General features: G+C 61.5%; 34 protein-coding genes. 3 read left to right on the top strand and 31 right to left on the bottom strand.

What is annotated here, in order from left to right; genetic code table 11:
- Nucleotides 1–155 precede the first annotated feature (155 nt).
- The 3 genes from RB2654_RS11150 to rpsM form a co-directional block, all read right to left on the bottom strand.
- Nucleotides 156–1172, bottom strand: coding sequence for a DNA-directed RNA polymerase subunit alpha (locus RB2654_RS11150; RefSeq protein WP_008331496.1), 1017 nt, complete (start codon nucleotides 1170–1172; stop codon nucleotides 156–158).
- A gap of 111 nt (nucleotides 1173–1283) precedes the next feature.
- Nucleotides 1284–1673: a 30S ribosomal protein S11 gene (rpsK, locus tag RB2654_RS11155; RefSeq protein WP_008331497.1), complete on the bottom strand. Its 390-nt coding sequence runs from the start codon at nucleotides 1671–1673 to the stop codon at nucleotides 1284–1286.
- Nucleotides 1674–1688: 15 nt separating this feature from the next.
- Nucleotides 1689–2057 (bottom strand): 30S ribosomal protein S13, encoded by a 369-nt coding sequence (gene rpsM / locus RB2654_RS11160; RefSeq protein WP_040884749.1) that lies wholly within the window; start codon nucleotides 2055–2057, stop codon nucleotides 1689–1691.
- A 303-nt stretch (nucleotides 2058–2360) separates the two neighbouring features.
- Here rpsM and RB2654_RS11165 point away from each other — a divergent pair, with 303 nt between their 5' ends.
- Nucleotides 2361–2783 carry a BLUF domain-containing protein gene (locus tag RB2654_RS11165; protein ID WP_083783381.1) on the top strand — a complete coding sequence of 141 codons (423 nt, stop codon included), beginning with the start codon at nucleotides 2361–2363 and terminating at the stop codon, nucleotides 2781–2783.
- On the opposite strand, the gene RB2654_RS11170 is transcribed toward RB2654_RS11165, so the two are convergent.
- The 8 genes from RB2654_RS11170 to RB2654_RS11205 form a co-directional block, all read right to left on the bottom strand.
- Nucleotides 2762–3145 carry a hypothetical protein gene (locus RB2654_RS11170; RefSeq protein WP_008331505.1) on the bottom strand — a complete coding sequence of 128 codons (384 nt, stop codon included), beginning with the start codon at nucleotides 3143–3145 and terminating at the stop codon, nucleotides 2762–2764. The genes RB2654_RS11165 and RB2654_RS11170 overlap by 22 nt on opposite strands.
- Complete coding sequence (locus RB2654_RS11175; RefSeq protein WP_148912666.1) at nucleotides 3130–3456, bottom strand: hypothetical protein; 327 nt, start codon at nucleotides 3454–3456, stop codon at nucleotides 3130–3132. Before RB2654_RS11175 ends, RB2654_RS11170 begins: the two co-directional genes overlap by 16 nt.
- A gap of 118 nt (nucleotides 3457–3574) precedes the next feature.
- On the bottom strand, nucleotides 3575–4150 hold the full coding sequence (locus tag RB2654_RS11180; RefSeq protein ID WP_008331507.1) for an adenylate kinase: 576 nt from the start codon (nucleotides 4148–4150) through the stop codon (nucleotides 3575–3577).
- The gene (gene secY / locus RB2654_RS11185) at nucleotides 4147–5523 is read right to left on the bottom strand and encodes a preprotein translocase subunit SecY (protein ID WP_040884751.1); all 1377 of its coding nucleotides are present in this window, start codon (nucleotides 5521–5523) and stop codon (nucleotides 4147–4149) included. The genes RB2654_RS11180 and secY overlap by 4 nt, the downstream gene beginning before the upstream one ends.
- 105 nt (nucleotides 5524–5628) lie before the next feature.
- Nucleotides 5629–6093 (bottom strand): 50S ribosomal protein L15, encoded by a 465-nt coding sequence (gene rplO, locus RB2654_RS11190; protein WP_008331514.1) that lies wholly within the window; start codon nucleotides 6091–6093, stop codon nucleotides 5629–5631.
- A 151-nt stretch (nucleotides 6094–6244) separates the two neighbouring features.
- Nucleotides 6245–6586, bottom strand: coding sequence for a DUF1801 domain-containing protein (locus RB2654_RS11195; protein ID WP_008331522.1), 342 nt, complete (start codon nucleotides 6584–6586; stop codon nucleotides 6245–6247).
- A 66-nt stretch (nucleotides 6587–6652) separates the two neighbouring features.
- Nucleotides 6653–7759 (bottom strand): Hint domain-containing protein, encoded by a 1107-nt coding sequence (locus RB2654_RS22430; protein ID WP_008331524.1) that lies wholly within the window; start codon nucleotides 7757–7759, stop codon nucleotides 6653–6655.
- 440 nt (nucleotides 7760–8199) lie between these two features.
- Nucleotides 8200–8988 carry an MBL fold metallo-hydrolase gene (locus tag RB2654_RS11205; protein ID WP_008331526.1) on the bottom strand — a complete coding sequence of 263 codons (789 nt, stop codon included), beginning with the start codon at nucleotides 8986–8988 and terminating at the stop codon, nucleotides 8200–8202.
- 216 nt (nucleotides 8989–9204) lie between these two features.
- Here RB2654_RS11205 and RB2654_RS23400 point away from each other — a divergent pair, with 216 nt between their 5' ends.
- A complete protein-coding gene (locus RB2654_RS23400; protein WP_148912667.1) occupies nucleotides 9205–9735 on the top strand; it encodes a hypothetical protein in 531 nt (176 codons plus the stop codon).
- A gap of 59 nt (nucleotides 9736–9794) precedes the next feature.
- Here the strand turns inward: RB2654_RS23400 and rpmD are convergent, their stop codons facing one another.
- The 14 genes from rpmD to RB2654_RS11275 form a co-directional block, all read right to left on the bottom strand.
- Complete coding sequence (rpmD, locus tag RB2654_RS11210) at nucleotides 9795–9983, bottom strand: 50S ribosomal protein L30 (protein WP_008331528.1); 189 nt, start codon at nucleotides 9981–9983, stop codon at nucleotides 9795–9797.
- 5 nt (nucleotides 9984–9988) lie between these two features.
- Nucleotides 9989–10570, bottom strand: coding sequence for a 30S ribosomal protein S5 (gene rpsE / locus RB2654_RS11215; RefSeq protein WP_008331530.1), 582 nt, complete (start codon nucleotides 10568–10570; stop codon nucleotides 9989–9991).
- Nucleotides 10571–10722: 152 nt separating this feature from the next.
- A complete protein-coding gene (rplR, locus tag RB2654_RS11220; protein ID WP_008331532.1) occupies nucleotides 10723–11082 on the bottom strand; it encodes a 50S ribosomal protein L18 in 360 nt (119 codons plus the stop codon).
- Nucleotides 11083–11093: 11 nt separating this feature from the next.
- Nucleotides 11094–11627 (bottom strand): 50S ribosomal protein L6, encoded by a 534-nt coding sequence (gene rplF, locus RB2654_RS11225; protein WP_008331534.1) that lies wholly within the window; start codon nucleotides 11625–11627, stop codon nucleotides 11094–11096.
- 12 nt (nucleotides 11628–11639) lie between these two features.
- Nucleotides 11640–12032, bottom strand: coding sequence for a 30S ribosomal protein S8 (gene rpsH / locus RB2654_RS11230; protein WP_008331536.1), 393 nt, complete (start codon nucleotides 12030–12032; stop codon nucleotides 11640–11642).
- Between the two features lie 12 nt (nucleotides 12033–12044).
- Nucleotides 12045–12350 carry a 30S ribosomal protein S14 gene (gene rpsN / locus RB2654_RS11235; protein WP_040884753.1) on the bottom strand — a complete coding sequence of 102 codons (306 nt, stop codon included), beginning with the start codon at nucleotides 12348–12350 and terminating at the stop codon, nucleotides 12045–12047.
- A gap of 17 nt (nucleotides 12351–12367) precedes the next feature.
- Nucleotides 12368–12931, bottom strand: coding sequence for a 50S ribosomal protein L5 (gene rplE / locus RB2654_RS11240; RefSeq protein WP_008331541.1), 564 nt, complete (start codon nucleotides 12929–12931; stop codon nucleotides 12368–12370).
- A complete protein-coding gene (gene rplX, locus RB2654_RS11245) occupies nucleotides 12931–13236 on the bottom strand; it encodes a 50S ribosomal protein L24 (protein ID WP_008331543.1) in 306 nt (101 codons plus the stop codon). The genes rplE and rplX overlap by 1 nt, the downstream gene beginning before the upstream one ends.
- 1 nt (nucleotide 13237) lies before the next feature.
- Nucleotides 13238–13606, bottom strand: coding sequence for a 50S ribosomal protein L14 (gene rplN / locus RB2654_RS11250; RefSeq protein WP_005621870.1), 369 nt, complete (start codon nucleotides 13604–13606; stop codon nucleotides 13238–13240).
- A 78-nt stretch (nucleotides 13607–13684) separates the two neighbouring features.
- Nucleotides 13685–13915 (bottom strand): 30S ribosomal protein S17, encoded by a 231-nt coding sequence (gene rpsQ, locus RB2654_RS11255; RefSeq protein ID WP_008331559.1) that lies wholly within the window; start codon nucleotides 13913–13915, stop codon nucleotides 13685–13687.
- Between the two features lie 14 nt (nucleotides 13916–13929).
- Nucleotides 13930–14133, bottom strand: coding sequence for a 50S ribosomal protein L29 (gene rpmC, locus RB2654_RS11260; RefSeq protein ID WP_040884756.1), 204 nt, complete (start codon nucleotides 14131–14133; stop codon nucleotides 13930–13932).
- 169 nt (nucleotides 14134–14302) lie between these two features.
- Entirely contained in the window at nucleotides 14303–16237 is a 1935-nt protein-coding gene (locus RB2654_RS11265; protein WP_008331568.1) for an acyltransferase family protein, read from the bottom strand.
- Between the two features lie 104 nt (nucleotides 16238–16341).
- On the bottom strand, nucleotides 16342–17022 hold the full coding sequence (locus tag RB2654_RS11270; RefSeq protein WP_008331569.1) for a Crp/Fnr family transcriptional regulator: 681 nt from the start codon (nucleotides 17020–17022) through the stop codon (nucleotides 16342–16344).
- Between the two features lie 127 nt (nucleotides 17023–17149).
- On the bottom strand, nucleotides 17150–17833 hold the full coding sequence (locus RB2654_RS11275) for a cyclic nucleotide-binding domain-containing protein (RefSeq protein ID WP_008331570.1): 684 nt from the start codon (nucleotides 17831–17833) through the stop codon (nucleotides 17150–17152).
- Nucleotides 17834–17937: 104 nt separating this feature from the next.
- Between RB2654_RS11275 and RB2654_RS11280 the strand changes: the two genes are divergently transcribed.
- Nucleotides 17938–18561, top strand: a complete 624-nt coding sequence (locus RB2654_RS11280; protein ID WP_008331571.1) for a TIGR02466 family protein — start codon at nucleotides 17938–17940, stop codon at nucleotides 18559–18561.
- Between the two features lie 66 nt (nucleotides 18562–18627).
- Here RB2654_RS11280 and RB2654_RS23405 read toward each other — a convergent pair whose 3' ends face one another.
- The 6 genes from RB2654_RS23405 to rpsS form a co-directional block, all read right to left on the bottom strand.
- Nucleotides 18628–18945, bottom strand: a complete 318-nt coding sequence (locus RB2654_RS23405; RefSeq protein ID WP_148912668.1) for a hypothetical protein — start codon at nucleotides 18943–18945, stop codon at nucleotides 18628–18630.
- A gap of 148 nt (nucleotides 18946–19093) precedes the next feature.
- Nucleotides 19094–19579, bottom strand: coding sequence for a RidA family protein (locus tag RB2654_RS11290; protein WP_008331574.1), 486 nt, complete (start codon nucleotides 19577–19579; stop codon nucleotides 19094–19096).
- A 118-nt stretch (nucleotides 19580–19697) separates the two neighbouring features.
- On the bottom strand, nucleotides 19698–20111 hold the full coding sequence (gene rplP / locus RB2654_RS11295) for a 50S ribosomal protein L16 (protein WP_008331576.1): 414 nt from the start codon (nucleotides 20109–20111) through the stop codon (nucleotides 19698–19700).
- A gap of 12 nt (nucleotides 20112–20123) precedes the next feature.
- Nucleotides 20124–20831 (bottom strand): 30S ribosomal protein S3, encoded by a 708-nt coding sequence (gene rpsC, locus RB2654_RS11300; RefSeq protein WP_008331577.1) that lies wholly within the window; start codon nucleotides 20829–20831, stop codon nucleotides 20124–20126.
- The gene (rplV, locus tag RB2654_RS11305) at nucleotides 20831–21211 is read right to left on the bottom strand and encodes a 50S ribosomal protein L22 (RefSeq protein ID WP_008331578.1); all 381 of its coding nucleotides are present in this window, start codon (nucleotides 21209–21211) and stop codon (nucleotides 20831–20833) included. The genes rpsC and rplV overlap by 1 nt, the downstream gene beginning before the upstream one ends.
- Before the next feature lie 3 nt (nucleotides 21212–21214).
- Nucleotides 21215–21493, bottom strand: a complete 279-nt coding sequence (gene rpsS, locus RB2654_RS11310) for a 30S ribosomal protein S19 (RefSeq protein WP_008331580.1) — start codon at nucleotides 21491–21493, stop codon at nucleotides 21215–21217.
- Between the last annotated feature and the right edge of the window lies 1 nt (nucleotide 21494).

Below are 21494 nucleotides of genomic sequence, written 5' to 3' on the forward strand. Positions count from 1 at the left end.
CTATCTCAGGTTTTGCTTTGTCTGGCGACCATGCGTTTCGGCCGCTCTCCTTGGGGCGTCATTGCCCATGTGGTCCCCGGCATTCCGGGCATTGGTGTGGTGGGTTGGCACCCACCCTACGGGTCGCCGTAGGGTGGGTGAAACCCACCAAGATCTCAGAACTGGTCTTCGAACTTCTTGGCCAGATCTTCGATGTTCTCCGGCGGCCACTCTTCGACATCCATGCCGAGGTGCAGGCCCATGCCCGAGAGCACTTCCTTGATTTCGTTCAGCGACTTGCGGCCGAAGTTCGGGGTGCGGAGCATCTCGGCTTCGGTTTTCTGGATCAGGTCGCCGATGTAGACGATGTTGTCGTTCTTCAGGCAGTTCGCAGACCGCACCGAAAGCTCCAGCTCGTCCACTTTCTTGAGAAGAAGCGGGTTGAACTCGAGACCATCGTCGTCGTCCTGACGGCTGGCCGATTCCGGCTCGTCGAAGTTCACGAAGATCGACAGCTGGTCCTGGATGATCCGCGCGGCGAAGGCCACGGCATCGTCCGGGGTGATCGAACCGTCGGTTTCGACCTTGAGCGTCAGCTTGTCATAGTCGAGCACCTGACCTTCACGGGTCGGCTGCACGTCATAGGACACTTTCTTGACCGGCGAATAGATCGCATCGACCGGGATCAGGCCGATCGGCGCATCTTCCGGCTTGTTCTTGTCGGCCGAGACATAGCCTTTGCCGGTGTTGACGGTCAGTTCCATGAACAGGTCGGCGCCGTCATCGAGGTGGCAGATCACGTGATCCTTGTTCAGGATCTCGATGCCTGCGCTTTCCGAGATGTCGCCGGCGGTGACGACCATCGGGCCCTTGGCCGAGATCGACAGGCGCTTGGGCCCTTCGACTTCCATACGGATCGACACGCCCTTGAGGTTCAGGACGATGTCGGTGACGTCTTCACGCACACCAGCCACCGACGAGAACTCGTGCAGCACGTTGTCGATCTGCACGCTGGTGATGGCGGCGCCCTGAAGCGACGACATGAGAACACGGCGCAGCGCGTTGCCAAGGGTCAGACCGAAGCCGCGCTCGAGCGGTTCGGCAATGACGGTGGCCTGACGCGACGGGTCGTTGCCCGGCTTGACGTCGAGCTGCGTCGGTTTGATCAATTCAGCCCAGTTTTTGTGGATCATGCGTCCCTCCATTCCTGTTCTGCCCCATGTCCAAAAGGCAGAACGCCCGAGGTTCAAAAATGACGGACTCGGGCCAAGGGTTTCCCCCGGCCCGAGCGAAAAAAGTCTGCCTTAGACGCGGCGGCGCTTCGGCGGACGGCAGCCGTTGTGCGCGATCGGCGTCACGTCACGGATCGACGTGATGTTGAAGCCGACGGCAGCCAGCGCGCGCAGCGCCGATTCACGGCCCGAACCGGGGCCCTGCACTTCGACTTCCAGCGTTTTCACGCCGTGTTCCTGCGCTTTCTTGCCAGCGTCCTCGGCGGCCATCTGGGCGGCGAAGGGGGTCGACTTGCGCGAACCCTTGAAGCCCATTGTGCCAGCGGACGACCACGAGATCGCGTTGCCCTGCACGTCCGAGATCAGGATCTTGGTGTTGTTGAAGGACGAGTTCACATGCGCCACACCAGCGGCGATGTTCTTGCGCTCTTTGCGCTTCGTGCGAGTCTTATCGCGTGCCATTCTTCAGACCCTCCCTTACTTCTTCTTGCCAGCGATGGGTTTCGCCGGGCCTTTGCGCGTGCGCGCATTGGTGTGGGTGCGCTGACCGCGCACGGGGAGGTTGCGGCGATGACGCAGGCCACGGTAGCAGCCAAGGTCCATCAGACGCTTGATGTTCATCTGCGTCTCACGACGCAGGTCGCCTTCGACGGTGTAGTTCGCGTCGATGTGCTCGCGGATCGTCAGCACTTCGGCGTCCGACAGTTCGTTCACGCGGCGCGTGACGTCGATGTTGGTCGCTTCGCAGATGCTTTTGGCAGAGGTGTGACCAATGCCAGTGATGTAGGTGAGGGCGATCGGGACGCGCTTGTGCGTCGGGATGTTCACGCCGGCAATACGTGCCAAGTCGGTCTTCCTTTCGTTGCGGACCCGTAGTTCCAGGTCCTTTTTTCACAACGTAAGCCCGCGGGGGTCATCCCTGCGGGCCGCAGCTGAAACTCTGGTCTGGTGAGTGCGGGGTGCGACCCCGAAAACACCGATTCCCTTTTCGGGATGCGGTGCTTTACGAGGGAATCATCGGCGCGTCAAGACTTGGGCCGACAATAGCGGCGTGGCGGGGGGAACCCCGGGTTTCTTGACCTGCGACAAGGCGGGCGGGCGCGGGACGGGTATGATAGCCCCGTTGCGTGGCCCACTTCGCGAGGCGCCATGAAGTTTCAAGCAGTATATGCCAGTCATGCGGTCTATCCAATGGGTCACCCAAGCGACGCGGACATTCTGCGCGTGGCCCGGCGACAGGCCGCCGAGTTCAACCTGACGGGGTTCCTCCTGCGTACCGAATGGGCCTTTGCGGGCGCGTTCGAGGGGGACGGTGACGCCGTTGCCCGCATGTTCGACGCGGTCCTGCGCGATCCGCGTCACAGGGTCGTGCGGGCCTGGGGCCCCTACCCTATCCTCATGCGCGGCTTCGACGGCTGGGCGATGGGATACGGGCCGCTTGGCCGTGACGGGTTCATCATGCCCAAAGGCCTGGGGCGGGACGCGTGGAAGGACCGTGATCGCATCCTTTGTCGCCTGCGCAAGAGCGCGGGGGCACAGGGGGACGAATGCTATGGCGCCACGCAGATCTGAAGGATCAGCGGCTGATCCCAATTCGACCCATCCATCTGCACGGTGCCATCGCCCATTTCCATCAGCGTGAAGACGCCGGGATCGACGAAGGGTCCGGGCTCCATGCAATAGCCCATACGGATCTGGATCTCGCCTTCCTCGAGATAAGGATCGAACGGCGTGTCGAAATCGCAATTCCATTCGATCCCGACAAGGCCCTGCCGGCTCAGGACGAGGTGATCCTCGTCCACCGTGAAGATCGGGCCATAATCGTCGAACCCGTCGAGAAAGCCGCAGCCGCGCGGGCCGTTGACGAAGGCATTGGCGGATGCGGCGGCAGGCAGGGCCAGACCGATGGCCAGCGCGATCAGTTGGTGGCGCATGACATGAAAACCTTGGGTTCGGACCAGTGCGAGAACGTGACGACCGTCATGCCCCGCGCGGAATAGACGATATCGAACGTCCCGCGCAATTCGGGTTCGTCCGGCGCAAAGCAGGTGCCGTCGATCTGCTCCGGGCCACCGTCGGGGTCGAGCGTGATCTGCCCGTCGAACGCGCATTCGACGGCGCCGCCCCAGATGCGTTCATAGTCCAGAATGTTATTGTCCGGGCCAAGGGCGTGGATCGGCCCGCCGTCGCCGCCCGTGCCCGCCACGACCGCGCAGGCATCGGGGCCGGAGACGAAAAGCGTCATGTCCTGCGCCGAAACGGGCGCACCGGCAACGAGGAGCGCAAGAATAAAGGGATATCGCAAAGAATAATCCTCCGAGCTATGCCCGGAGGATCGTCTCAAACCGGTTATCGGTCAATCGTCAGCCGAGGATGGCCTTGATCGAACCCGCGACCTCGTCGATCGAGGCAAGGCCGTCGATCGATTTCAGGTCGCCCTTGGCATAGTAATAGCCGATGAGCGGCGAGGTCTTCTTGTAGTATTCCATCAGCCGCGTGCGCATGCTTTCGGCGTTGTCGTCGGCGCGGACCGGCTGACCGGCTTCGGCCGCTTCCTTCGCGCGGTTCACGACGCGCTGCACCAGCGTTTCGTCGTCGACCTGCATCTCGATCACATGGTCGAGCGATGCACCCTTTTCCGCCAGCAGTTTGCCCAGCGCGTCGGCCTGACCCAGCGTGCGCGGGAAGCCGTCGAAGATGAAGCCGCCTGCATTGTCGCCTTCGAGCTTCTCGGCGATCAGCCCGATCACGATCTCGTCGGTCACAAGCTCGCCCGCGTCCATGATCGCGGCGACCTTGTTGCCCATCTCGGTGCCCGAGGTGCGCGCTTCACGCAGCATGTCGCCCGTCGAGAGCTGGATCATGTTGCGTTCGTCCACGAGCTTTTTCGCCTGAGTGCCCTTCCCTGCACCCGGCGGTCCAAGAAGAATGATATTCATCGTCTGGCTGGTCCCTTCCGTCCCTTTTTCGCAGCAGTCCCTCCGCGTTTACCGCGCAGCTGCGATTTCTCAATGAGGCCTTCGTATTGATGTGCAAGCAGGTGGCTCTGAACCTGCTGGATCGTATCCATCGTGACGGACACGATGATGAGCACCGAGGTGCCGCCGAAATAGAACGGCACGGCAAGCTGGCTGCGCAGGATCTCGGGCAGCAGACAGACCGCTGCGAGGTAGATCGAGCCCAGCGTCAGGATGCGGGTCACCACGTAGTCGAGGTATTCGGCGGTTTTCTTGCCGGGGCGGATGCCCGGAACGAAACCGTTCTGGTTTTTCAGGTTGTCGGCCACGTCCTCGGTCTTGAACGCCACTTCCTTGGTGTAGAAGAACGTGAAGAACACGATCATGGCGGTGAAGAACAGCAGGTAGAGCGGCTGACCCGGGCCGAAATAGGCAAGCAGCGTCGACATCACCGGACCGGCGTTGCCGTCCTGGTTGAAGGTCGACAGCGTCGTCGGCAGCAACAGCAGCGCCGAGGCGAAGATCGCCGGGATGACGCCCGCCGGGTTCACCTTGATCGGCAGGTGGCTGGAACCGCCGTCATACATCTTCATCCCCACCTGACGGCGCGGATACTGGATGTGGATCTTGCGCAGCGCGCGTTCCATGAACACGACGAAGGCGATCACGGCCATGACCATGACGAGAACGCCGATGATGACCGCGGGGCTGATGGCGCCCGAACGACCCTGGCTCAGGAATTGCGCGGCGGCGGCGGGCAGTTCGGCCACGATGCCCACGAAGATGATAAGCGAGATGCCGTTGCCGATGCCGCGTGCGGTGATCTGCTCACCCAGCCACATCAGGAACATGGTGCCACCCACCAGCGTCACAACGGCGGAGGCGATGAAGAACGGCCCCGGCGTCGACACGAGGTCGCCTGCCTGAAGGCTGTTGGCCAGCGCGAAGGCCTGCCCGGTCGCCAGCGCCACGGTGCCGTAGCGCGTGTACTGGTTGATCTTCTTGCGGCCCTGCTCGCCTTCTTTCTTGAGCTGCTTCAGCGGCTCCCACATCGACGCCAGAAGCTGAACGATGATCGAGGCCGAGATGTAGGGCATGATGCCCAAGGCAAAGACACCCATCCGGCCCAGCGCACCGCCCGTGAACATCGACAGGATGCCGCCGATCCCGGCTGCGGCCTGTTCCATGAAGTCACGCAGCGCGCCCGCGTCGATCCCCGGCACCGGGATATAAGTCCCGATGCGGTAGATGATCAGAAGCCCGATGGTGTAGAAAATGCGTTTGCGAAGGTCAGTCGCCTTGCCCAGCGCGCCCCATGAAAGGTTCGACGCCATTTGTTCCGCTGCAGATGCCATATGGCCCCCTGTTCGTGGAAACGCCGCCGGACCGTTTCCCGGCTCCGGCGGCGCTCATGGAATTCCGTGCGCTTACTTAAGCCGCCCGTGGGCAGGTCACAAGCGTTACTCTGCCGCAGCCGCCGTGGTGGTCAGCTTGCCACCAGCCTTTTCAACGGCTTCCACAGCCGATTTGGAGGCACCGGTCACGGTGATGTTGGCTTTCGCCGAGTACTCGCCCTTGGCCAGAACCCGCACACCGTCAAGCTTGCGGCGAACGACGCCGGCTTCGACCAGAGCGTCCTCGGTGATGTCACCGGACAGCTTCTTGGCGTCGATGAATTTCTGGATGATGCCCAGGTTCACGACAGCGAACTTCTTGCGGTTCGGCTTGTTGAAGCCACGCTTGGGAAGACGCTGGTAGAGGGGCATCTGGCCGCCTTCGTAGCCGTTGATGGCCACACCCGAACGGGATTTCTGACCTTTGATACCACGGCCACCCATTTTGCCTTTGCCCGAGCCCGGACCACGGCCAACGCGCATGCGTTTCTTGGCGGCACCGGGATTGTCCCGGAGTTCATTCAGTTTCATATCGCTTCTCCTATGCCGGATGTGACCCTCGAAGCGAAAACGGGCCAACCACGGCTTTGTCTATATGTGAGTCGTGGACCCAGTCGGGGCCACCGGGCGCGTATAAGGGGTAAGGCCCATTGGGGTCAAGGCGCATCGCCGGGTCGTGACGCTATGCGCTGTCGAGCGCCAGTGCCTCGCCGATCAGGGTTTTCACGGCCTCTTCGGGAATGTCGGCGCCGGGGGTGAACCGGAAATGCCGTAACTCCTTCCCTTCGCCTTCGAGCAGGCCGGGCGCGTCCGGCATCCGGGCCCCCTGTTGAAAGCCGAGCGTCACGTGGCTTTTCGATTTCTGAAGATAACAGAAGAGCTTGTTCCGGCTGTAACAGGGCTGGCGCCACTTGATCTCTTCCGTGATCCCGTCAGCCGAAGCAAGGATCAGGGCACGCAGACGACCGAGCGTCTCGGCCTGCGCCGGATCCAGCGTCGCGAACCAGTCATCGGCGTCTGTCATGAAGCCCCCCTTGGCAAACTCACGTCAGGATAACATGGCCGTGTCGGGCGTGCAGCACCGACCGCCTCAGGCCGACTGAAGCGACCAGATCGGCCAGGCGTCGATGGCAGGGCCTTCGAAGATCGGCCGCTTGCGCTTCAGCTTACGCCCTTCGAGCGCCGTCAGATCGCGCCGCGCGAGGGGGCCATAGCTGCCCGCCACGTCATCGGACAGCCCCGGCAGGCGCGCGAGCACGGCAATACGTTCGGCAGGGGTCAGAAGCGACATGCTGTAGGGGCTCGGGTAGAAACTCTCGCTCGGCACGCCGTTGGCGAAGATCACCTCGTGCCGCGGCAGCAGGACGGAATAGTATGTGATGGACTTGCGCCCCAGCATCTTGCGCACACCGCCACGCTTGGCGAGCGACCGGGCCTGCGCGAACACCTCTTCCCCGCCCGTCACGCGGTCGTTCTTGTGCGACGACACCATCACACGGTGGAAGGGCGACAGGATCAGGTCGCTGTGGGGCATACCCGGCGCAAGGCTGCCCTTTGGGAACAAGAGCGGCGTTTGCGGTTTGCGCGCGCCCGTCAGCTGAACCTCGCGCGCGCCGATCCACAGCACTTCCTGCGCGCCGTTGTCGAGCGTCAGCGCCTTGTCCCCGGCCCGCAGATCGCAGACCCGGCGCGCCCCGCTTGGTGTCTCGATCAGGGTGTCGGGCCCGAAGCAGGCGAAGATCTCGGTGTAAGGCGTGGAGGGTTCGTCGGTCGATGTGCCAACGACCTGATAGCTCTGCCCCGCGACGAGTTCCTGCGACGACACGAAGCCGATGCTGGGCGTGGCCCCGCCCTCATCCAGCACGTAGATCGTGATGTTGTCCGCGGGGTCCGACGATCCGATGGGCCGGATGATATACGCGTATTCGTTCTCGATCGTTTGACCGGCGGCGTAGTTCGTGCCGTTGATCGTGGTCGGATTGGTCAGGTACTGCTCGGACGAGCTGTCATCGAACGTGGGATCGTCGTCGAGCGTGGTGTCGAGGTCGGTGACTTCGACCACCTGAAACCCCGCGCCGGGATTGAGCGTGATGACGGTGCTGCCCGCCGACGCCGGATTCGAATTGGACCCCGGCGGCCATGGGTTCGGCCCCGTGTGTGTCGTGTCGCTGATGCTGTAAATCGCTAGAAACGGCATCTGTCCCTCCGCCGTTATTCATGACTTAGGAACAGGGCCGGGTCGGGGAGGCTTCGTTTCGAAACTGGGGAAAAAGTCTGCCGCAGGGGGCTTTTCGTTCAGTCTGGGGGCATTCTTCGTGGCGTGCGGCCCTGCGTCAGATGCATCTGCTGAATTAACCCTAATAAATCATTGCGTTACTTGGCCTACGATCCGACGGGCGCTGAGCAAAGCGCGCAAAACACCGGGCCTCAATCGGAAACAGTGAACGGACTGGTTCATTCCTTTCGCGCCGCCAAGAAACGATCTATGGCGGAAATGGGGCAGCATGGGTCGGGATACCCTCACCTTTCCCTTCCCAATCGTGACACGATTGTGGCGTCGGGAGCGAGTCTGTCTTCAAAATGAGAACGGGACCGGCGGCCGGTCCCGTTTCAAGTGTCTGCCAATAGGTCGGCGCGTCAGCCCAGATCGCCTTCGCCGTACCAGCCGCCCATCTTGACCTCGGTGTCGCCTTCGATCATCGACGCGAACTCTTCCGGGTCCTGCGTGCCGCCGTCGCGGCCACGGTAGTGGTAGGGGTAGACGTAGGTCGGGCCGAATTCCGACACCGCGCTGGCCGCCGCCGCCGCGTCCATCGTGAACGGCAGGTTCATGCAGACGAAGGCTAGGTCGATGTTCTCCAAGGCACGCATCTCGGGAATGTCCTCGGTGTCGCCGGAGATGTAGACGCGGAAGCCCTCGAAGCTCAGGACATACCCGTTGTCGCGGCCTTCGGGGTGAAAGTTCTTGCGCTCTTCGGTGATGTTGTAGGCCGGGATCGCTTCGATGCCGAGCCCGTCCCAATCCATGCTGTCACCGTTCGCCATCGACACGGCGCCGTCGGCGATCTCGGCGGGCAACATGCCGTTCACGGCGGGGTTGGTGATGAGCGCGGTTTCGGCCCCGACGAGGGCGGTCAGAACCTCGGCATTGTAATGGTCGCCGTGCTCGTGCGTGACGAGGATCAGATCGGGTGCGGGGAAATCGGCGTAATCGTCGGGCGACCCCACCGGGTCGACATAGATCACACCCTTGGGCGTCTCCATCACGAAGGACGCGTGGGACACGGGATGAACCGTGATGTCGCCCGCGTCGGTTGTGAACATGTTGGAGGCATGGGCGGCGGCCATCCCGGCATAGGGCAGTATGGTGATCGCGCCCGCGCTAGCGGCAGCCGTCGCGAGGAACGTGCGGCGTGTGGTTTTCATTGCGTCTCTCCCTGTTTCGCTGTGGTTCTGAGGGTACTACGCGCGAGGTGACGCAGGGTTCACTTGTGAGCGGGAGGGATCACGATGGGGTGAGGAGAAATCGATTGTCGAACAACAGAAGAAGTCCTCAATGAGAAGGTTTACTTGCGGCTGAACTGTATACCACAAGACCTACGGATCGCGTTAGCTTGTGTTGGAAACGTGGGGAGACACACGATGCATTCATCATATCGTGAAGATATTGCCAGCTTGGCGTCGGAAGAAATGTTTGAGTTCTTTGCGACGTTTGCTCGGTTCGAATACGCAATGAAACGAGCGAAATTTTTGGAAGACAGTCGAACCAAGAAACAAAAGAAAGATGGAGACACGGCTGAAGTAAATGCGCGTGCAAACTGGAATACCTTTGCCACGCTCGTTGACAAGAGCCTATTGTCAACAGTGAAAAAGTGTTCTGTATGCAAAGTTCTTATAGAAGATCCGGCTAAACGGCATAGGGTAACGATATCCGGTGAAAAGAATTTCGACACCCTCCAATGGCAAGATGCTGACGCCCCCCAATCAGTCAATGACCTTTTTCTGCAAGTTCGCCGTATACGTAACAGCCTGTTTCACGGAGAAAAATCAGTTCACTCGAACAGAGATGCAGAATTGGTAAGAGCGGGTCTGCATTTTCTAGACCACGTGTGGGAAGCTATCCACGATAGCGATTCATTTACAGAATTCGTCGACGCGTTCGACTATTTATGAAAAACACCCCGGCCATTTCTGACCGGGGTGCTCTGTCTGTCAATCGCAAGAGGCTAGCTTCAGCCGCGCTCTTCCACGATTTCCACGAGGTGCGGGATGGAGTTGACCATGCCACGCACGGAGGGGGTGTCCTCCAGTTCGCGGGTTTTGTGCATTTTGTTCAGGCCGAGCCCGACGAGCGTTTCACGCTGTTTGGCGGGGCGGCGGATCGGGGAGCCGATCTGTTTTACGACGATGGTTTTTGCCATGTGTCTCAGGCCTCCTCAGCAACCTGGCTCGACTCGGCCGGGGCCTCATCGCGGCCCGGCAGGATGTCGGCGACTTTCTTGCCGCGACGCTGTGCCACCGAACGGGGGCTGGCCTGCTTGGTGAGGCCGTTCAGCGTGGCGCGGATCATATTGTAGGGGTTCTGCGAGCCGATCGACTTGGCGACGACGTCCTGAACACCCAGCATTTCGAACACGGCACGCATCGGACCACCGGCGATGATCCCGGTACCGGTCGGGGCGGTGCGCATGACGACGCGGCCAGCGCCGTGACGACCGTCGATGTCGTGGTGCAGGGTCCGGCCCTCACGCAGCGGCACGCGGATCATGTTGCGCTTGGCGGATTCAGTGGCCTTGCGGATCGCCTCGGGCACCTCTTTGGCCTTGCCCTTGCCGAAGCCGACGCGGCCCTTCTGGTCGCCCACGACGACGAGAGCGGCGAAGCCGAAGCGCTTACCACCCTTGACGGTCTTGGACACACGGTTGATCGCAACCAGACGATCGGCGAATTCGGGGGCTGCTTCCTCGCGGTCGCGGCGGTTACCCCGGCGGTTTTCACGTTCTGCCATCAGGCATTCCTTCAATGGGTGGCGCGCATGTGGGCGCCGGTTTTACTCGATCCTTGGTGAGCGTGCCCACGAATGGGACTGTCTCCCGGATCATCGGAGGGGCGAACGCGCCGCCCCTCTCAGGTAGGGTGGGTGACAACCCACCAAACACCTTAGAACTTCAGACCACCTTCGCGCGCGGCGTCGGCCAGAGCCTTGACGCGCCCGTGGTACAGGAAGCCGCCACGATCGAAGTAGCACTCTTCCACGCCCGCTTTCTTGGCACGTTCGGCGATCAACGTGCCCACCTTGGCGGCGGCCTCCACGTTGTTCTTGCCGACAATGCCCAGATCCTTCTCGAGCGACGAAGCCGAGGCGAGAGTCACGCCGGCGATGTCGTCGATCAGCTGGACGCTGATGTTCTTGTTGGAGCGGTGAACCGACAGGCGAAGCTTGCCGGGGTTCACTTTCCGCTGCTTGTTCCGAACGCGCAGACGGCGCTTCAGAAACAGGTCTCGTTTGCTGTTTGCCATTTTTCGCGTCCTTACTTCTTCTTGCCTTCCTTGCGGAAGATGTACTCGTCCTTGTAGCGGATGCCCTTGCCCTTGTAGGGCTCCGGCGAACGCCATTCGCGGATGTTGGCCGCGACTTGTCCGACGAGCTGCTGGTCGTTGCCCTCGACGACGATTTCGGTCTGCTTCGGCGCGGTGATGGTCACCCCTTCCGGCGCTTCGAAATCGACTTCGTGCGAGTAGCCCAGGTTCAGCTTCAGGGTGTTGCCCTGCATCTGAGCCCGGTAACCAACACCGGTGATCTCCAGCTCTTTCTTGAAGCCGTCCGAGACACCCGTGATCATGTTGGCGACCATGGTGCGGGACATGCCCCACTGCTGACGGGCACGCTTGGACTTGCCGCGCGGCTCGACCGACACGATGTTGTCTTCGATCTTGATCGTGACATCATCGGTGGCGGTGAAGCTGCGGGTGCCCTTGGGGCCCTTCACTTCGACGGTCTGACCCGACAGGGACGCGGTAACGCCCGAGGGGATCTCGACCGGTTTCTTACCAATACGAGACATTACCAGACCTCCTTAGAATACGGTGCAAAGCACTTCGCCGCCAACATTCTGGCTACGAGCGTTTGCATCCGACATCACGCCCTTGGGCGTGGAGACAATCGAGACACCAAGGCCCTGACGGACCTGCGGGATCTCCTTGGCGCCCATGTAGACGCGGCGGCCGGGGGTCGAAACCCGCTGCAACTCGCGAATGACCGGGGTGCCATCGAAGTATTTGAGGCTGATTTCCAGCGTCGGGTGACCGTTTGCGTCGGTCCCCTTTTCATAGCCGCGGATGTAGCCTTCGTCGGCCAGCACGTCCAGAACCCAGGCGCGCAGCTTGGAAGCCGGCGTCGAGACGGTGGACTTGTGGCGCATCTGGGCGTTGCGGATGCGGGTGAGCATATCGCCGATAGGATCGTTCATCTTCTGATCTCCTTACCAGCTCGATTTCACCAGGCCGGGGATCTGGCCCATGGAGCCGAGTTCCCGCAGCGCGATCCGGCTGACCTTCAGCTTGCGGTAGTACGCATGCGGACGGCCAGTCAGCTGGCAACGATTGTGAAGACGGGTCGGCGAGGAGTTGCGGGGCAGCTTCGCCAGTTTGAGGGAAGCGCGGAAACGCTCTTCCATCGGGTTCGACTCGTCGTTGATGATTTCTTTCAGCGCGGCACGCTTCTCGGCGTACTGTTCCACCAGCTTCTGACGCTTGGCTTCACGCGCGATCATGGATTTTTTAGCCATTACTCGGTCTCCAAGGATCAGCTGTTGAAGGGCATGTTGAAGTGCTTCAACAGGCTCTTTGCTTCTGCGTCGGTCTTCGCAGTGGTGGCGATCACGATGTCGAGGCCCCAGACTTCGTCGACTTTGTCGAAGTCGATTTCCGGGAACACGATGTGCTCTTTCATGCCCATGGCGTAGTTGCCACGGCCATCGAACGAGGTGCCGGGCACGCCGCGGAAGTCGCGGATGCGGGGCATGGCGATCGTGATGAGACGGTCGAGGAATTCGTACATCCGGTCGCCGCGCAGAGTCACTTTCGCGCCCAGCGGCATGTCCTCACGGACACGGAAACCGGCGATGGATTTCTTCGCCTTCGTCACCAGAGCTTTCTGACCGGCGATCTTGGTGAGATCTTCCTGGGCAGATTTCGCTTTCTTGGAGTCCTTCACGGCCTCGGCACCGCAGCCGATGTTCAGGACGATTTTGTCCAGACGCGGGATCTGCAGGTCGTTGGTATAGCCGAACTCTTCTTTCAGGGCAGCCTTGATCGTCTCGCGATAGGCGGCCTTGAGGCGGGGGGTGTAATTCGCAGTATCGAGCATCAGATCACGTCCCCAGTGGTCTTGGCGAAACGGACCTTCTTGTCGCCTTCCATGCGGAAGCCGACGCGGGTCGCTTTGCCGTTGGCATCGAGAAGCGCCAGGTTCGACAGGTCGATCGGCATCGCCTTCGGCAGGCGGCCGCCCTGATTGTTCTGGCTCTGGCGGGTGTGACGGATCGCCATGTTCACGCCGTCGACCACAGCTTTGCCGGTCTTGGGCGAAACCGAGGTGATTTCCCCGGTCTGGCCTTTGTCTTTACCGGCCAGCACGACGACCTTGTCGCCTTTTTTCAGTTTCGCAGCCATCTTACAGCACCTCCGGAGCGAGCGAGATGATCTTCATGAAGTTCTTCGCGCGAAGCTCACGAACCACCGGCCCGAAGATACGGGTGCCGACCGGCTCGTTGTTGTTGTTGAGGATGACGGCGGCGTTGCGATCGAAGCGGATCGCGGTGCCGTCTTCACGACGGACTTCTTTGGCGGTGCGCACGACGACGGCCTTGCGGACGTCACCTTTCTTCACGCGGCCGCGCGGGATGGCTTCCTTGACGGAGACGACGATGATGTCGCCCACCGAAGCGTATTTACGCTTGGAACCACCCAGGACCTTGATGCACTGCACCCGGCGAGCGCCGGAGTTGTCAGCGACATCCAGATTGGTCTGCATCTGGATCATAGGGTTTCTCCTGACCTGTGGGGCTAGCCTCTGGCATCACCGCCCCATGGTTTCGATCGAACTGGTTGTCAGCCGCCGTCAGGCGGTGATGACTTCCCAGCGTTTGGTTTTCGACTTCGGCGCGCATTCCTGAATGCGGACGGAGTCACCGACTTTGAACGTGTTGTTCTCGTCGTGGGCCCGGTACTTTTTCGACTTCCGGATCGTCTTTTTCAGAACGGGGTGCGTGAAGCGGCGTTCGACGCTCACGGTCACGGTCTGGGCGTTGGCGTCCGAGGTCACGGTGCCTTGCAGGATACGTTTGGGCATCAGTCAGGCCTCCCTCAGTTGCCGGCCGCTTGCGCGGCTTTTTCGTTCAGAATGGTTTTCACACGGGCCACGTCACGTTTGACCTGACGCATGCGCGCGGTGTTCTCGAGCTGGCCGGTGGCCTGCTGGAAGCGCAGGTTGAAGGCCTCTTTCTTGAGGTCGCCCAGCTTGTCTTTCAGCTGGTCCGCGCTCTTGTCGCGAAGTTCGCTGGCGTTCATCGCCTTTTCCTTTCCAATCACCGGCGGGCCCCCGATTGCGGGGTGACCCTTGGCCCGGTGGGTTCATGCAAAACACACGAATCCCGCGCACGGGAATCGTGAGATGCCGCTCTATAAAGGCAGCATCCCCTACGGGCAAGGAAAAGATCAGGATTTCTTGGCGAATACGTCAGTCGCCTGCGATCACGTCGAACCAACCAGCCTCGGCCGCGCGCCGACCGTAGAACGCCGCACCCGCCAGCGTCCAGTGGTGGTCGTCATACATCGCCTTCTTGCCTTCCGGCGTCGTCAGGTCGCACATTTCGGCGGCGTCGTCGCAGGCCAGTGACCGCACATCGAGGTACGGCACCCCGGCGGCGTCGGCGATTTCGGCAAGACGGACCGAGTCCTTGCGCGCTCCCGGCGCCTCGTATTTGTAGGCAAGCCGGTCGACCACGTCCTGATCCGCAATCTCGCCGTTGCGGCGCAGATACCAGTCGAAGATCGGCAATTCTGAGGGCGACCGGAACACGGCCCGGTGGCCGGTCACGATCACGCGCTTTCCGTCCGCCTTGAAGGCCTCGATGGCGGCGGGAATTCGCGCCAGCCCTTCGGGCGTGTAATGCTGGGCGATCAGGATGACGTCGGCCGCAGCGTAGCTGGGCGAGGCGCGAAGGGCCTTGAGTTGGTTGCCCGGCCACCGCACGTACATCACGAACCGGACGAAGGCCAAGCCATCCGACGCCTCCCGGTTCTGGTGTAGGGCGTTGAACATATCCTTGCCGTGGGAATCGCCGACCACCAGCACCTTGAGGCGCGCGTCGTCGGGAAAGATCTGCGCGTCCGGCGCGTCGCGGGGCGGGATGTTGTCGAGCATACTGCCCGCACCGGACGCCTCGACGATGTCTTCGATGTAGGTCCAGGTCTGCGACGCCAGCTTTTCATTATCCGGTTCGTTGTCGCCGTAAAGCGCATCGAGCTTCGCGGTCCGCTGGCCCAGCCCGACGCCGGTCTGCACGATCCCGAAGAACCCGAGGATCACGACGAACATGACCGCCAGACCGCCGCCCATCCGCGGGGCCGACAGACGGAACCGGAAGGGTCTTTCGACGAGGTAATAGCCCGCCGCCGAGAGGGCGAAGGTCAGGATCAGCCACACCACCATGTCGACCGGACCGGGGTCGCCAAGCGCCGAGATCCGCCCGAAGGCAAAGATCGGGTAGTGCCAGAGGTAAAGCGAATAGGACAGCTTCCCGATCCAGACGACCGCCGGGATCGACAGCACACGCGACACGGCCTCGCCCGGCCGCATGAACCAGATGAGCGCGCAGGTGGCGGCGACCACGGGGATCGTGGCGAGGCCCGGGTGCCCGACCCGGTCGAGCGAGATCAGGCTGACCGAGGCGATCACGACGGCCAGCGCGACAGGGGGGACAACAGCGGCCCAACGCCGCCCCTGCCCCAGCGTCCAGCCCCGCAACTGCGCCACCGCGAGCATCGAGCCCGCCAGAAGCTCCCACGCGCGGCTGACCGGCGAGAAGAAGGAGATGCGCGGGCTGGCTTGTGTCGTCGCCTCGGCCAATCCGAGTGTCAGAACCAGAGCGACGCCTGCGGCAGGCGCGAACCATCGTTTCGGCACGATCAGCACGAACAGCGGGAAGAGCAGGTAGAACTGCTCTTCGATGGCGAGGCTCCAGGTGTGAAGAAGCGGCTGATACAGCGACGATTGCGCGCCGTATTCCCCGTGAACGTAGAACCAGAAGACGTTGCTGTAGAAAAACAGCGCCGCCGGGATCGATTCAGCGAACCGGGCCAGTTCGGACGGCAGGAACAAGATCCACGCCGCAGGAAGGCTCACCAGAATGACGAGGAACAGCGCGGGCAGGATACGCCGGACCCGGCGCAGGTAGAACTGGCCGAAGGAGATGCGGCCGGTCTCTTCCTTCTCGCGCAGCAGGATCAGCGTGATGAGGTAACCCGACAGGACGAAGAACAGGTCCACCCCCAGGAAGCCGCCGGGGATCAGCGCGGCGCCGCCCAGCGATATCTTGAGGTGATAGATCATCACCGACAGAACCGCGACAGCGCGCAGCCCGTCGATTTCGGGCCGATACTTCAATGACATTCCGGCCCCCGTCGCCTGCAACCCATGCTCAAATGACCCTGGGCCGTCACGCCCGGCCCCCGGTCGCATTGGTAATAACAGGTCGCGGGGTTGAAAAGGTTTAATCAGGCCGGTCCGAGCGCCACCTCGAGCGCGCGGGTGTTTGACGCGACCATCTTGGCCCTGAGGTCGAGCGCGATGGCCGCCGCCACCAACCCGAACAGGTCGGGGTTCGTGTCCTGTAACCGATCGAGCTTGTCGCGGTCGATCCGCCAAACCCGTGTCGGAACGTCGATCGCAGCATCCGCCGTCGCGGTGGTTTCGCCGAGCATCGACATTTCGCCCACGAAATGACCCGGCCCGATCTCGCCCAGCCGCACGCCGTTGACGGTGTAATGCGCGCGCCCATCGGACAGGTAGGTCAGCCACCGAGGCTTTTCGCCCTGCCACGTCAAACCGTGCCCCGGCTCCAGATCGACCCACTCGCCGTGATCGAACAGCGCCCGGCGGTGGCCCGGTGTGCCCCCGCGGAAATACCGCGCGATCATCCGCCGTTCTTCATCGCTGAACCGGGCGCGCCGGTCCCGGTGCCACAAAAGCGCGATCTGAACCACGTTCACCGCGATCAGAAGCCCCTCCCAGAAAACGCCGACGACATTGCCGAGCCAGATCCAGTCATAGGCGATCCCGGTGACCGCCGAAGCGACGAGGAAGAGCCGCAGCAACATCATGCGGCGCATGAGGCTCGAAACGATCAGAAATATGTAGGACAGGTGACCGACCAACCCATCGGTCAGAAACCCCATTCCAAAAATATCGGACACTACACACCCGCGAAAATCCATCGGATGAAACAGGTTAGGCCGCCTGCGCGCGCCATGGCAAAGAAAAACACTTCCTCAGGGTGGGTTTCTTTTCCAAGGCCGCGACCCGTCAGGCGGCGGTCGAGGACTGCTTTGTCCTCTGGTTCCCGTGAATGACCTTGGCCCGCAGGTTCAATGCCGTTCCAGCCTCGATCAACCCGTAAAGATGCGGTTGGTTCACCTTCATCCGGTCCAGCTTGTTACGCTCGATCTGCCAGACCCGCGCGGTGTCCGAGACCGACACACCGGCCGTGGCAAGACCATCGCCCATCAGAGACATCTCGCCGATGAAGTGATCCGGGGCGACCCGCGCCACCTCGGACCCGTCCGATGTGACGACCGCCGCACCGCTGACGATGTAGGTCAGGAACCGGGGCCTGACGCCTTCCTCGGTCAGAACCTCGCCCGGCGCCAACGTCTCCCACCGCCCCATGTCAAGGAGCAGCCGCCGCGCGCCCGGCGTGCCACCCGTGAGCCATGTTTCGATCATGTGCTTTTCCTCGTCCGAGAACTTGGCGCGGTGATCGCGGGTCCACAGAAGCACGATCTGAACCACGTTCACGAGGACGAGCAGCGCCTGCCAGAACGCACCGACGACATTGCCGATGATGAACCAGTCGAAGATGATTCCGGCGATGGCCGATCCCATGACGAAGAGGCGTAGCCAGAACATCCGGCGCATGAGCGACGAAACGATCAGCAGGATATAGGACAGGTGGCCGAAGAAGCCGTCGGTCAGAAATGTCAGGTCCATAAGGTGCGTCCCGTCGACGCTGCAATGCAGAATGGAGATACGCGGTATTGCTACCCAAGCCGCATGGCGTATTCAAAGGAAAACGCACCTGACCGGAGGCCGCCATGGCTGACATCTCATCGCTTTTCGTAACCCGCCTCTACCGCGCCCGGCTGAACGAGTTGGGGGCGGACGTGGACACCGACGAACTGGAGGCCTCGTGCTGGGCGATCTACGAGGATGACGAGGCCGGGCAGGCATGGTGCGAAAAGGAGGGGTATCCCGGTTACACCTCCTACGCCTCGCTGACCGACCTGCCATGGCGCTCGCCGATCTTCGCGGCGGTGGAAAAGGCGTTGGATGCCCATGTCGCCGCCTTCGCCGAGGAACTGGAATTCGATCTGGGCGACGGCAAACTGGTGCTCGAGGATCTTTGGATCAATATTCTGCCCGAAGGCGGGATGCACACCTCGCACCTGCATCCGCATTCGGTGATTTCCGGCACGACCTATGTGGCGATGCCGGAGGGCACCTCGGCCTTGAAGCTGGAAGACCCCCGCTCGGCACGCCTGATGGCCGCCCCCCCACGAAAGAAGTCAGCGCGGGAGGACCAGCGCACCTTCGTCTACGTGAAGCCGGTGGTGGGTGACGTGCTGCTCTGGGAGTCATGGCTGCGCCACGAGGTGCCGATGAACATGGCCGAAGAGGAGCGGATTTCGGTGAGTTTCAATTACAAGTGGGAGGGATGAGTTTTAGTATTTTTTAAAATTTTAGTGCTTGCTATTTTTTTAAGAACTGCTATTTATAGTCCACTGTCAACTCAAAAAGGGCAAATCCACACAATGCAAAAACGTCATGATGCTAATTTGGAAAATCGGATCGAGGAACTTTACAGAGTTGGCTTCGCCAAGTTCTACTTCTGGGAACTCTATCTTTGGTATGACGCAGACCGCCTGTCGAAGAACGTCTTTCGCGACATAGATGCTAGATACCGTGAAGCGGGAGGAGAGAGTGTCCTTCAACAGATAGAGACACGCGACTTCACTATCATACTCGAGGCAGATGAGCTTTCTGACGTCTTGGTCGAGTAAAACAAGACCCCCGGTGTCGCCACCGGGGGTTTCTGATTTCATAATGATGGAGTTTCACCCCACCACCCCTTTGCTAGACCTCGCGGACTATGTTGCGGGTCGGGATCGGCATCTCCATCGCGACCGTACCAAGGGCCTGAGGCGCGAACTCGACTCACGAGCCGTCCACTTAGCCCCTCGCTCGCCCCAACTACCCCCGCAACAGCACCTCGCCCTCGATCTCCATCGCGAAGCCCATGGGGAGCGATGCGACGCCGAGGGCCGAGCGGGCGTGGCGGCTTGCGTCCGGGCCGAAAACCTCGATGATGAGGTCGCTGAACCCGTTGGCGACCAGATGCTGGTCGGTGATTTCCGGGGTCGAGGTGACCATCGCGAACACGCGCACCCAGCCTGCGATCCGGGACAACTCGCCCAACTCGTCCTTCATGTTCGCCAGCACGGACAGGGCCACGCCACGCGCCGCCGCGTATCCTGCGTCGGTGTCGTGGGTTTCGCCGAACCGACCATAGAGGCCGTCGATCTTGCCGGTCATGTCATGGCGCAGGTGGCCTGAGAACACAGCGCGCTGGCCCCGGACGTTCACGAATGTAAACGGCAGCGCGACGCCTGGCGGCCTGGTCGCGGGCGGTGGCAGGGTCAGGCCGAGCGCGGCAAGTCGGTCTTCCGGTGTGGTCATGGTCTGGTCCTCCCTGAGCCCAGCCTAGGCCGCGCGATACGCAGGACAAAGAAAAACCCCCGATGCGCGCGCCGGGGGTTTCCAAATGTCTTCGCTCGGGCCCATGCCCGAAACCCGATCACCAGTCCTCCCGGACCACGGTGCGGGTTTTGATCGGCAGCTTCATCGCGGCCAGACGCAGGGCTTCGCGCGCGATCTCGTCGGACACGCCGTCGATTTCGAACATCACGCGGCCCGGCTTGACCTTGGCGGCCCAGCGGTCGACCGAACCCTTACCTTTACCCATACGAACTTCGATCGGCTTGGCCGAGATCGGAACGTCCGGGAAAATGCGGATCCAGACACGGCCCTGACGCTTCATGTGACGCGTCATGGCACGACGGGCGGCTTCGATCTGGCGTGCGGTCACACGCTCAGGCTCGAGAGCCTTCAGGCCGTAGGTGCCGAAGTTCAGGTCAGAGCCACCCTTGGCCTGACCCTTGATCCGGCCCTTGTGCATCTTGCGGAATTTTGTGCGCTTCGGTTGTAGCATCTCAGTTCCTCCTTAGCGGCGGCCACCGGCACCGCGGGGGGCCGGACCGTCCTGGAGCTCTTGTTGCTTACGATCACGTGCGGAGGGATCATGCTCCATGATCTCGCCTTTGAAGATCCAGACCTTGATGCCGATGATCCCGTAGGGGGTCTTGGCTTCGGCCAGGGCGTAATCGATGTCGGCGCGGAGCGTGTGCAGCGGCACACGACCTTCGCGAAGCCACTCGGTCCGTGCGATTTCGGCACCACCCAGACGACCAGCGCAGTTCACGCGGATGCCGAGGGCACCCATGCGCATGGAGTTCTGAGCGGCACGTTTCATCGCGCGACGGAACGACACACGACGCTCGAGCTGCTGGGCGATGGATTCGGCCACCAGCTGCGCGTCGAGTTCCGGCTTGCGCACTTCCACGATGTTCAGGTGCAGTTCGCTGTCCGTCATCTTGGCAAGCTTCTTGCGGAGCACTTCGATGTCCGCGCCTTTCTTGCCGATGATGACACCCGGACGGGCAGTGTGGATCGTGACGCGGCACTTCTTGTGCGGACGCTCGATAATCACACGGCTGACGCCGGCCTGCTTGCACTCTTCCTTGATGAACTCACGGATCTTGAGGTCTTCAAGAAGGAGATCACCGTATTCGTTGGTATCGGCGTACCAGCGGCTGTCCCAGGTGCGGTTGACCTGAAGGCGCATGCCGATCGGATTGACTTTCTGACCCATTAGGCTTGCTCCTCAACTTGACGCACCTTGATGGTGAGTTCCGAGAACGGCTTGTTGATGCGGCCATAACGGCCACGGGCACGCGGGCGACCGCGCTTCATGACAAGGTTCTTGCCCACGAACGCTTCGGCGACGACCAGTTCGTCGACGTCGAGGTTGTGGTTGTTCTCGGCGTTCGCGATGGCCGACTGAAGGCATTTCTTCACGTCGACGGCGATCCGCTTTTTCGAGAAGGTCAGATCGGCCAGAGCCTTTTCGACCTTCTTGCCGCGGATCATCGCGGCCACGAGGTTCAGTTTCTGCGGGCTGGTGCGAAGCATGCGCAGTTTTGCCATTGCTTCGTTGTCTGCCACGCGGCGGGGGTTCTTTTCCTTGCCCATGACTTACTTCCGCTTCGCTTTTTTGTCGGCAGCATGCCCGTAGTAGGTACGGGTCGGCGAATATTCACCGAATTTCTGTCCGATCATTTCCTCGGTCACGTTAACGGGGATGTGCTTCTGCCCGTTGTACACGCCAAACGTCAGACCCACGAACTGGGGCAGGATCGTCGAACGGCGCGACCAGATCTTGATGACTTCGTTGCGGCCGCTTTCGCGCGCCTTCTCGGCCTTCTTGAGGACGTAAGAGTCGACAAAAGGCCCCTTCCATACAGCACGTGCCATA

Source organism: Maritimibacter alkaliphilus HTCC2654 (genome assembly GCF_000152805.1).
Taxonomy (GTDB): Bacteria; Pseudomonadota; Alphaproteobacteria; order Rhodobacterales; family Rhodobacteraceae; genus Maritimibacter; species Maritimibacter alkaliphilus.

Bases quoted from the DNA above. Each gene is read 5' to 3' on its own strand.
- RB2654_RS11150 (WP_008331496.1), bottom strand. From the start codon at position 1,172: ATGATCCACAAAAACTGGGCTGAATTGATCAAACCGACGCAGCTCGAC.
- rpsK (WP_008331497.1), bottom strand. From the start codon at position 1,673: ATGGCACGCGATAAGACTCGCACGAAGCGCAAAGAGCGCAAGAACATC.
- RB2654_RS11165 (WP_083783381.1), top strand. From the start codon at position 2,361: ATGAAGTTTCAAGCAGTATATGCCAGTCATGCGGTCTATCCAATGGGT.
- RB2654_RS11170 (WP_008331505.1), bottom strand. From the start codon at position 3,145: ATGCGCCACCAACTGATCGCGCTGGCCATCGGTCTGGCCCTGCCTGCC.
- RB2654_RS11175 (WP_148912666.1), bottom strand. From the start codon at position 3,456: ATGACGCTTTTCGTCTCCGGCCCCGATGCCTGCGCGGTCGTGGCGGGC.
- RB2654_RS11180 (WP_008331507.1), bottom strand. From the start codon at position 4,150: ATGAATATCATTCTTCTTGGACCGCCGGGTGCAGGGAAGGGCACTCAG.
- secY (WP_040884751.1), bottom strand. From the start codon at position 5,523: ATGGCATCTGCAGCGGAACAAATGGCGTCGAACCTTTCATGGGGCGCG.
- rplO (WP_008331514.1), bottom strand. From the start codon at position 6,093: ATGAAACTGAATGAACTCCGGGACAATCCCGGTGCCGCCAAGAAACGC.
- RB2654_RS11195 (WP_008331522.1), bottom strand. From the start codon at position 6,586: ATGACAGACGCCGATGACTGGTTCGCGACGCTGGATCCGGCGCAGGCC.
- RB2654_RS22430 (WP_008331524.1), bottom strand. From the start codon at position 7,759: ATGCCGTTTCTAGCGATTTACAGCATCAGCGACACGACACACACGGGG.
- RB2654_RS11205 (WP_008331526.1), bottom strand. From the start codon at position 8,988: ATGAAAACCACACGCCGCACGTTCCTCGCGACGGCTGCCGCTAGCGCG.
- RB2654_RS23400 (WP_148912667.1), top strand. From the start codon at position 9,205: ATGCATTCATCATATCGTGAAGATATTGCCAGCTTGGCGTCGGAAGAA.
- rpmD (WP_008331528.1), bottom strand. From the start codon at position 9,983: ATGGCAAAAACCATCGTCGTAAAACAGATCGGCTCCCCGATCCGCCGC.
- rpsE (WP_008331530.1), bottom strand. From the start codon at position 10,570: ATGGCAGAACGTGAAAACCGCCGGGGTAACCGCCGCGACCGCGAGGAA.
- rplR (WP_008331532.1), bottom strand. From the start codon at position 11,082: ATGGCAAACAGCAAACGAGACCTGTTTCTGAAGCGCCGTCTGCGCGTT.
- rplF (WP_008331534.1), bottom strand. From the start codon at position 11,627: ATGTCTCGTATTGGTAAGAAACCGGTCGAGATCCCCTCGGGCGTTACC.
- rpsH (WP_008331536.1), bottom strand. From the start codon at position 12,032: ATGAACGATCCTATCGGCGATATGCTCACCCGCATCCGCAACGCCCAG.
- rpsN (WP_040884753.1), bottom strand. From the start codon at position 12,350: ATGGCTAAAAAATCCATGATCGCGCGTGAAGCCAAGCGTCAGAAGCTG.
- rplE (WP_008331541.1), bottom strand. From the start codon at position 12,931: ATGCTCGATACTGCGAATTACACCCCCCGCCTCAAGGCCGCCTATCGC.
- rplX (WP_008331543.1), bottom strand. From the start codon at position 13,236: ATGGCTGCGAAACTGAAAAAAGGCGACAAGGTCGTCGTGCTGGCCGGT.
- rplN (WP_005621870.1), bottom strand. From the start codon at position 13,606: ATGATCCAGATGCAGACCAATCTGGATGTCGCTGACAACTCCGGCGCT.
- rpsQ (WP_008331559.1), bottom strand. From the start codon at position 13,915: ATGCCCAAACGTATCCTGCAAGGCACCGTGACCTCGGACGCCAACGCC.
- rpmC (WP_040884756.1), bottom strand. From the start codon at position 14,133: ATGAACGCCAGCGAACTTCGCGACAAGAGCGCGGACCAGCTGAAAGAC.
- RB2654_RS11265 (WP_008331568.1), bottom strand. From the start codon at position 16,237: ATGTCATTGAAGTATCGGCCCGAAATCGACGGGCTGCGCGCTGTCGCG.
- RB2654_RS11270 (WP_008331569.1), bottom strand. From the start codon at position 17,022: ATGGGGTTTCTGACCGATGGGTTGGTCGGTCACCTGTCCTACATATTT.
- RB2654_RS11275 (WP_008331570.1), bottom strand. From the start codon at position 17,833: ATGGACCTGACATTTCTGACCGACGGCTTCTTCGGCCACCTGTCCTAT.
- RB2654_RS11280 (WP_008331571.1), top strand. From the start codon at position 17,938: ATGGCTGACATCTCATCGCTTTTCGTAACCCGCCTCTACCGCGCCCGG.
- RB2654_RS23405 (WP_148912668.1), bottom strand. From the start codon at position 18,945: ATGAAATCAGAAACCCCCGGTGGCGACACCGGGGGTCTTGTTTTACTC.
- RB2654_RS11290 (WP_008331574.1), bottom strand. From the start codon at position 19,579: ATGACCACACCGGAAGACCGACTTGCCGCGCTCGGCCTGACCCTGCCA.
- rplP (WP_008331576.1), bottom strand. From the start codon at position 20,111: ATGCTACAACCGAAGCGCACAAAATTCCGCAAGATGCACAAGGGCCGG.
- rpsC (WP_008331577.1), bottom strand. From the start codon at position 20,831: ATGGGTCAGAAAGTCAATCCGATCGGCATGCGCCTTCAGGTCAACCGC.
- rplV (WP_008331578.1), bottom strand. From the start codon at position 21,211: ATGGGCAAGGAAAAGAACCCCCGCCGCGTGGCAGACAACGAAGCAATG.
- rpsS (WP_008331580.1), bottom strand. From the start codon at position 21,493: ATGGCACGTGCTGTATGGAAGGGGCCTTTTGTCGACTCTTACGTCCTC.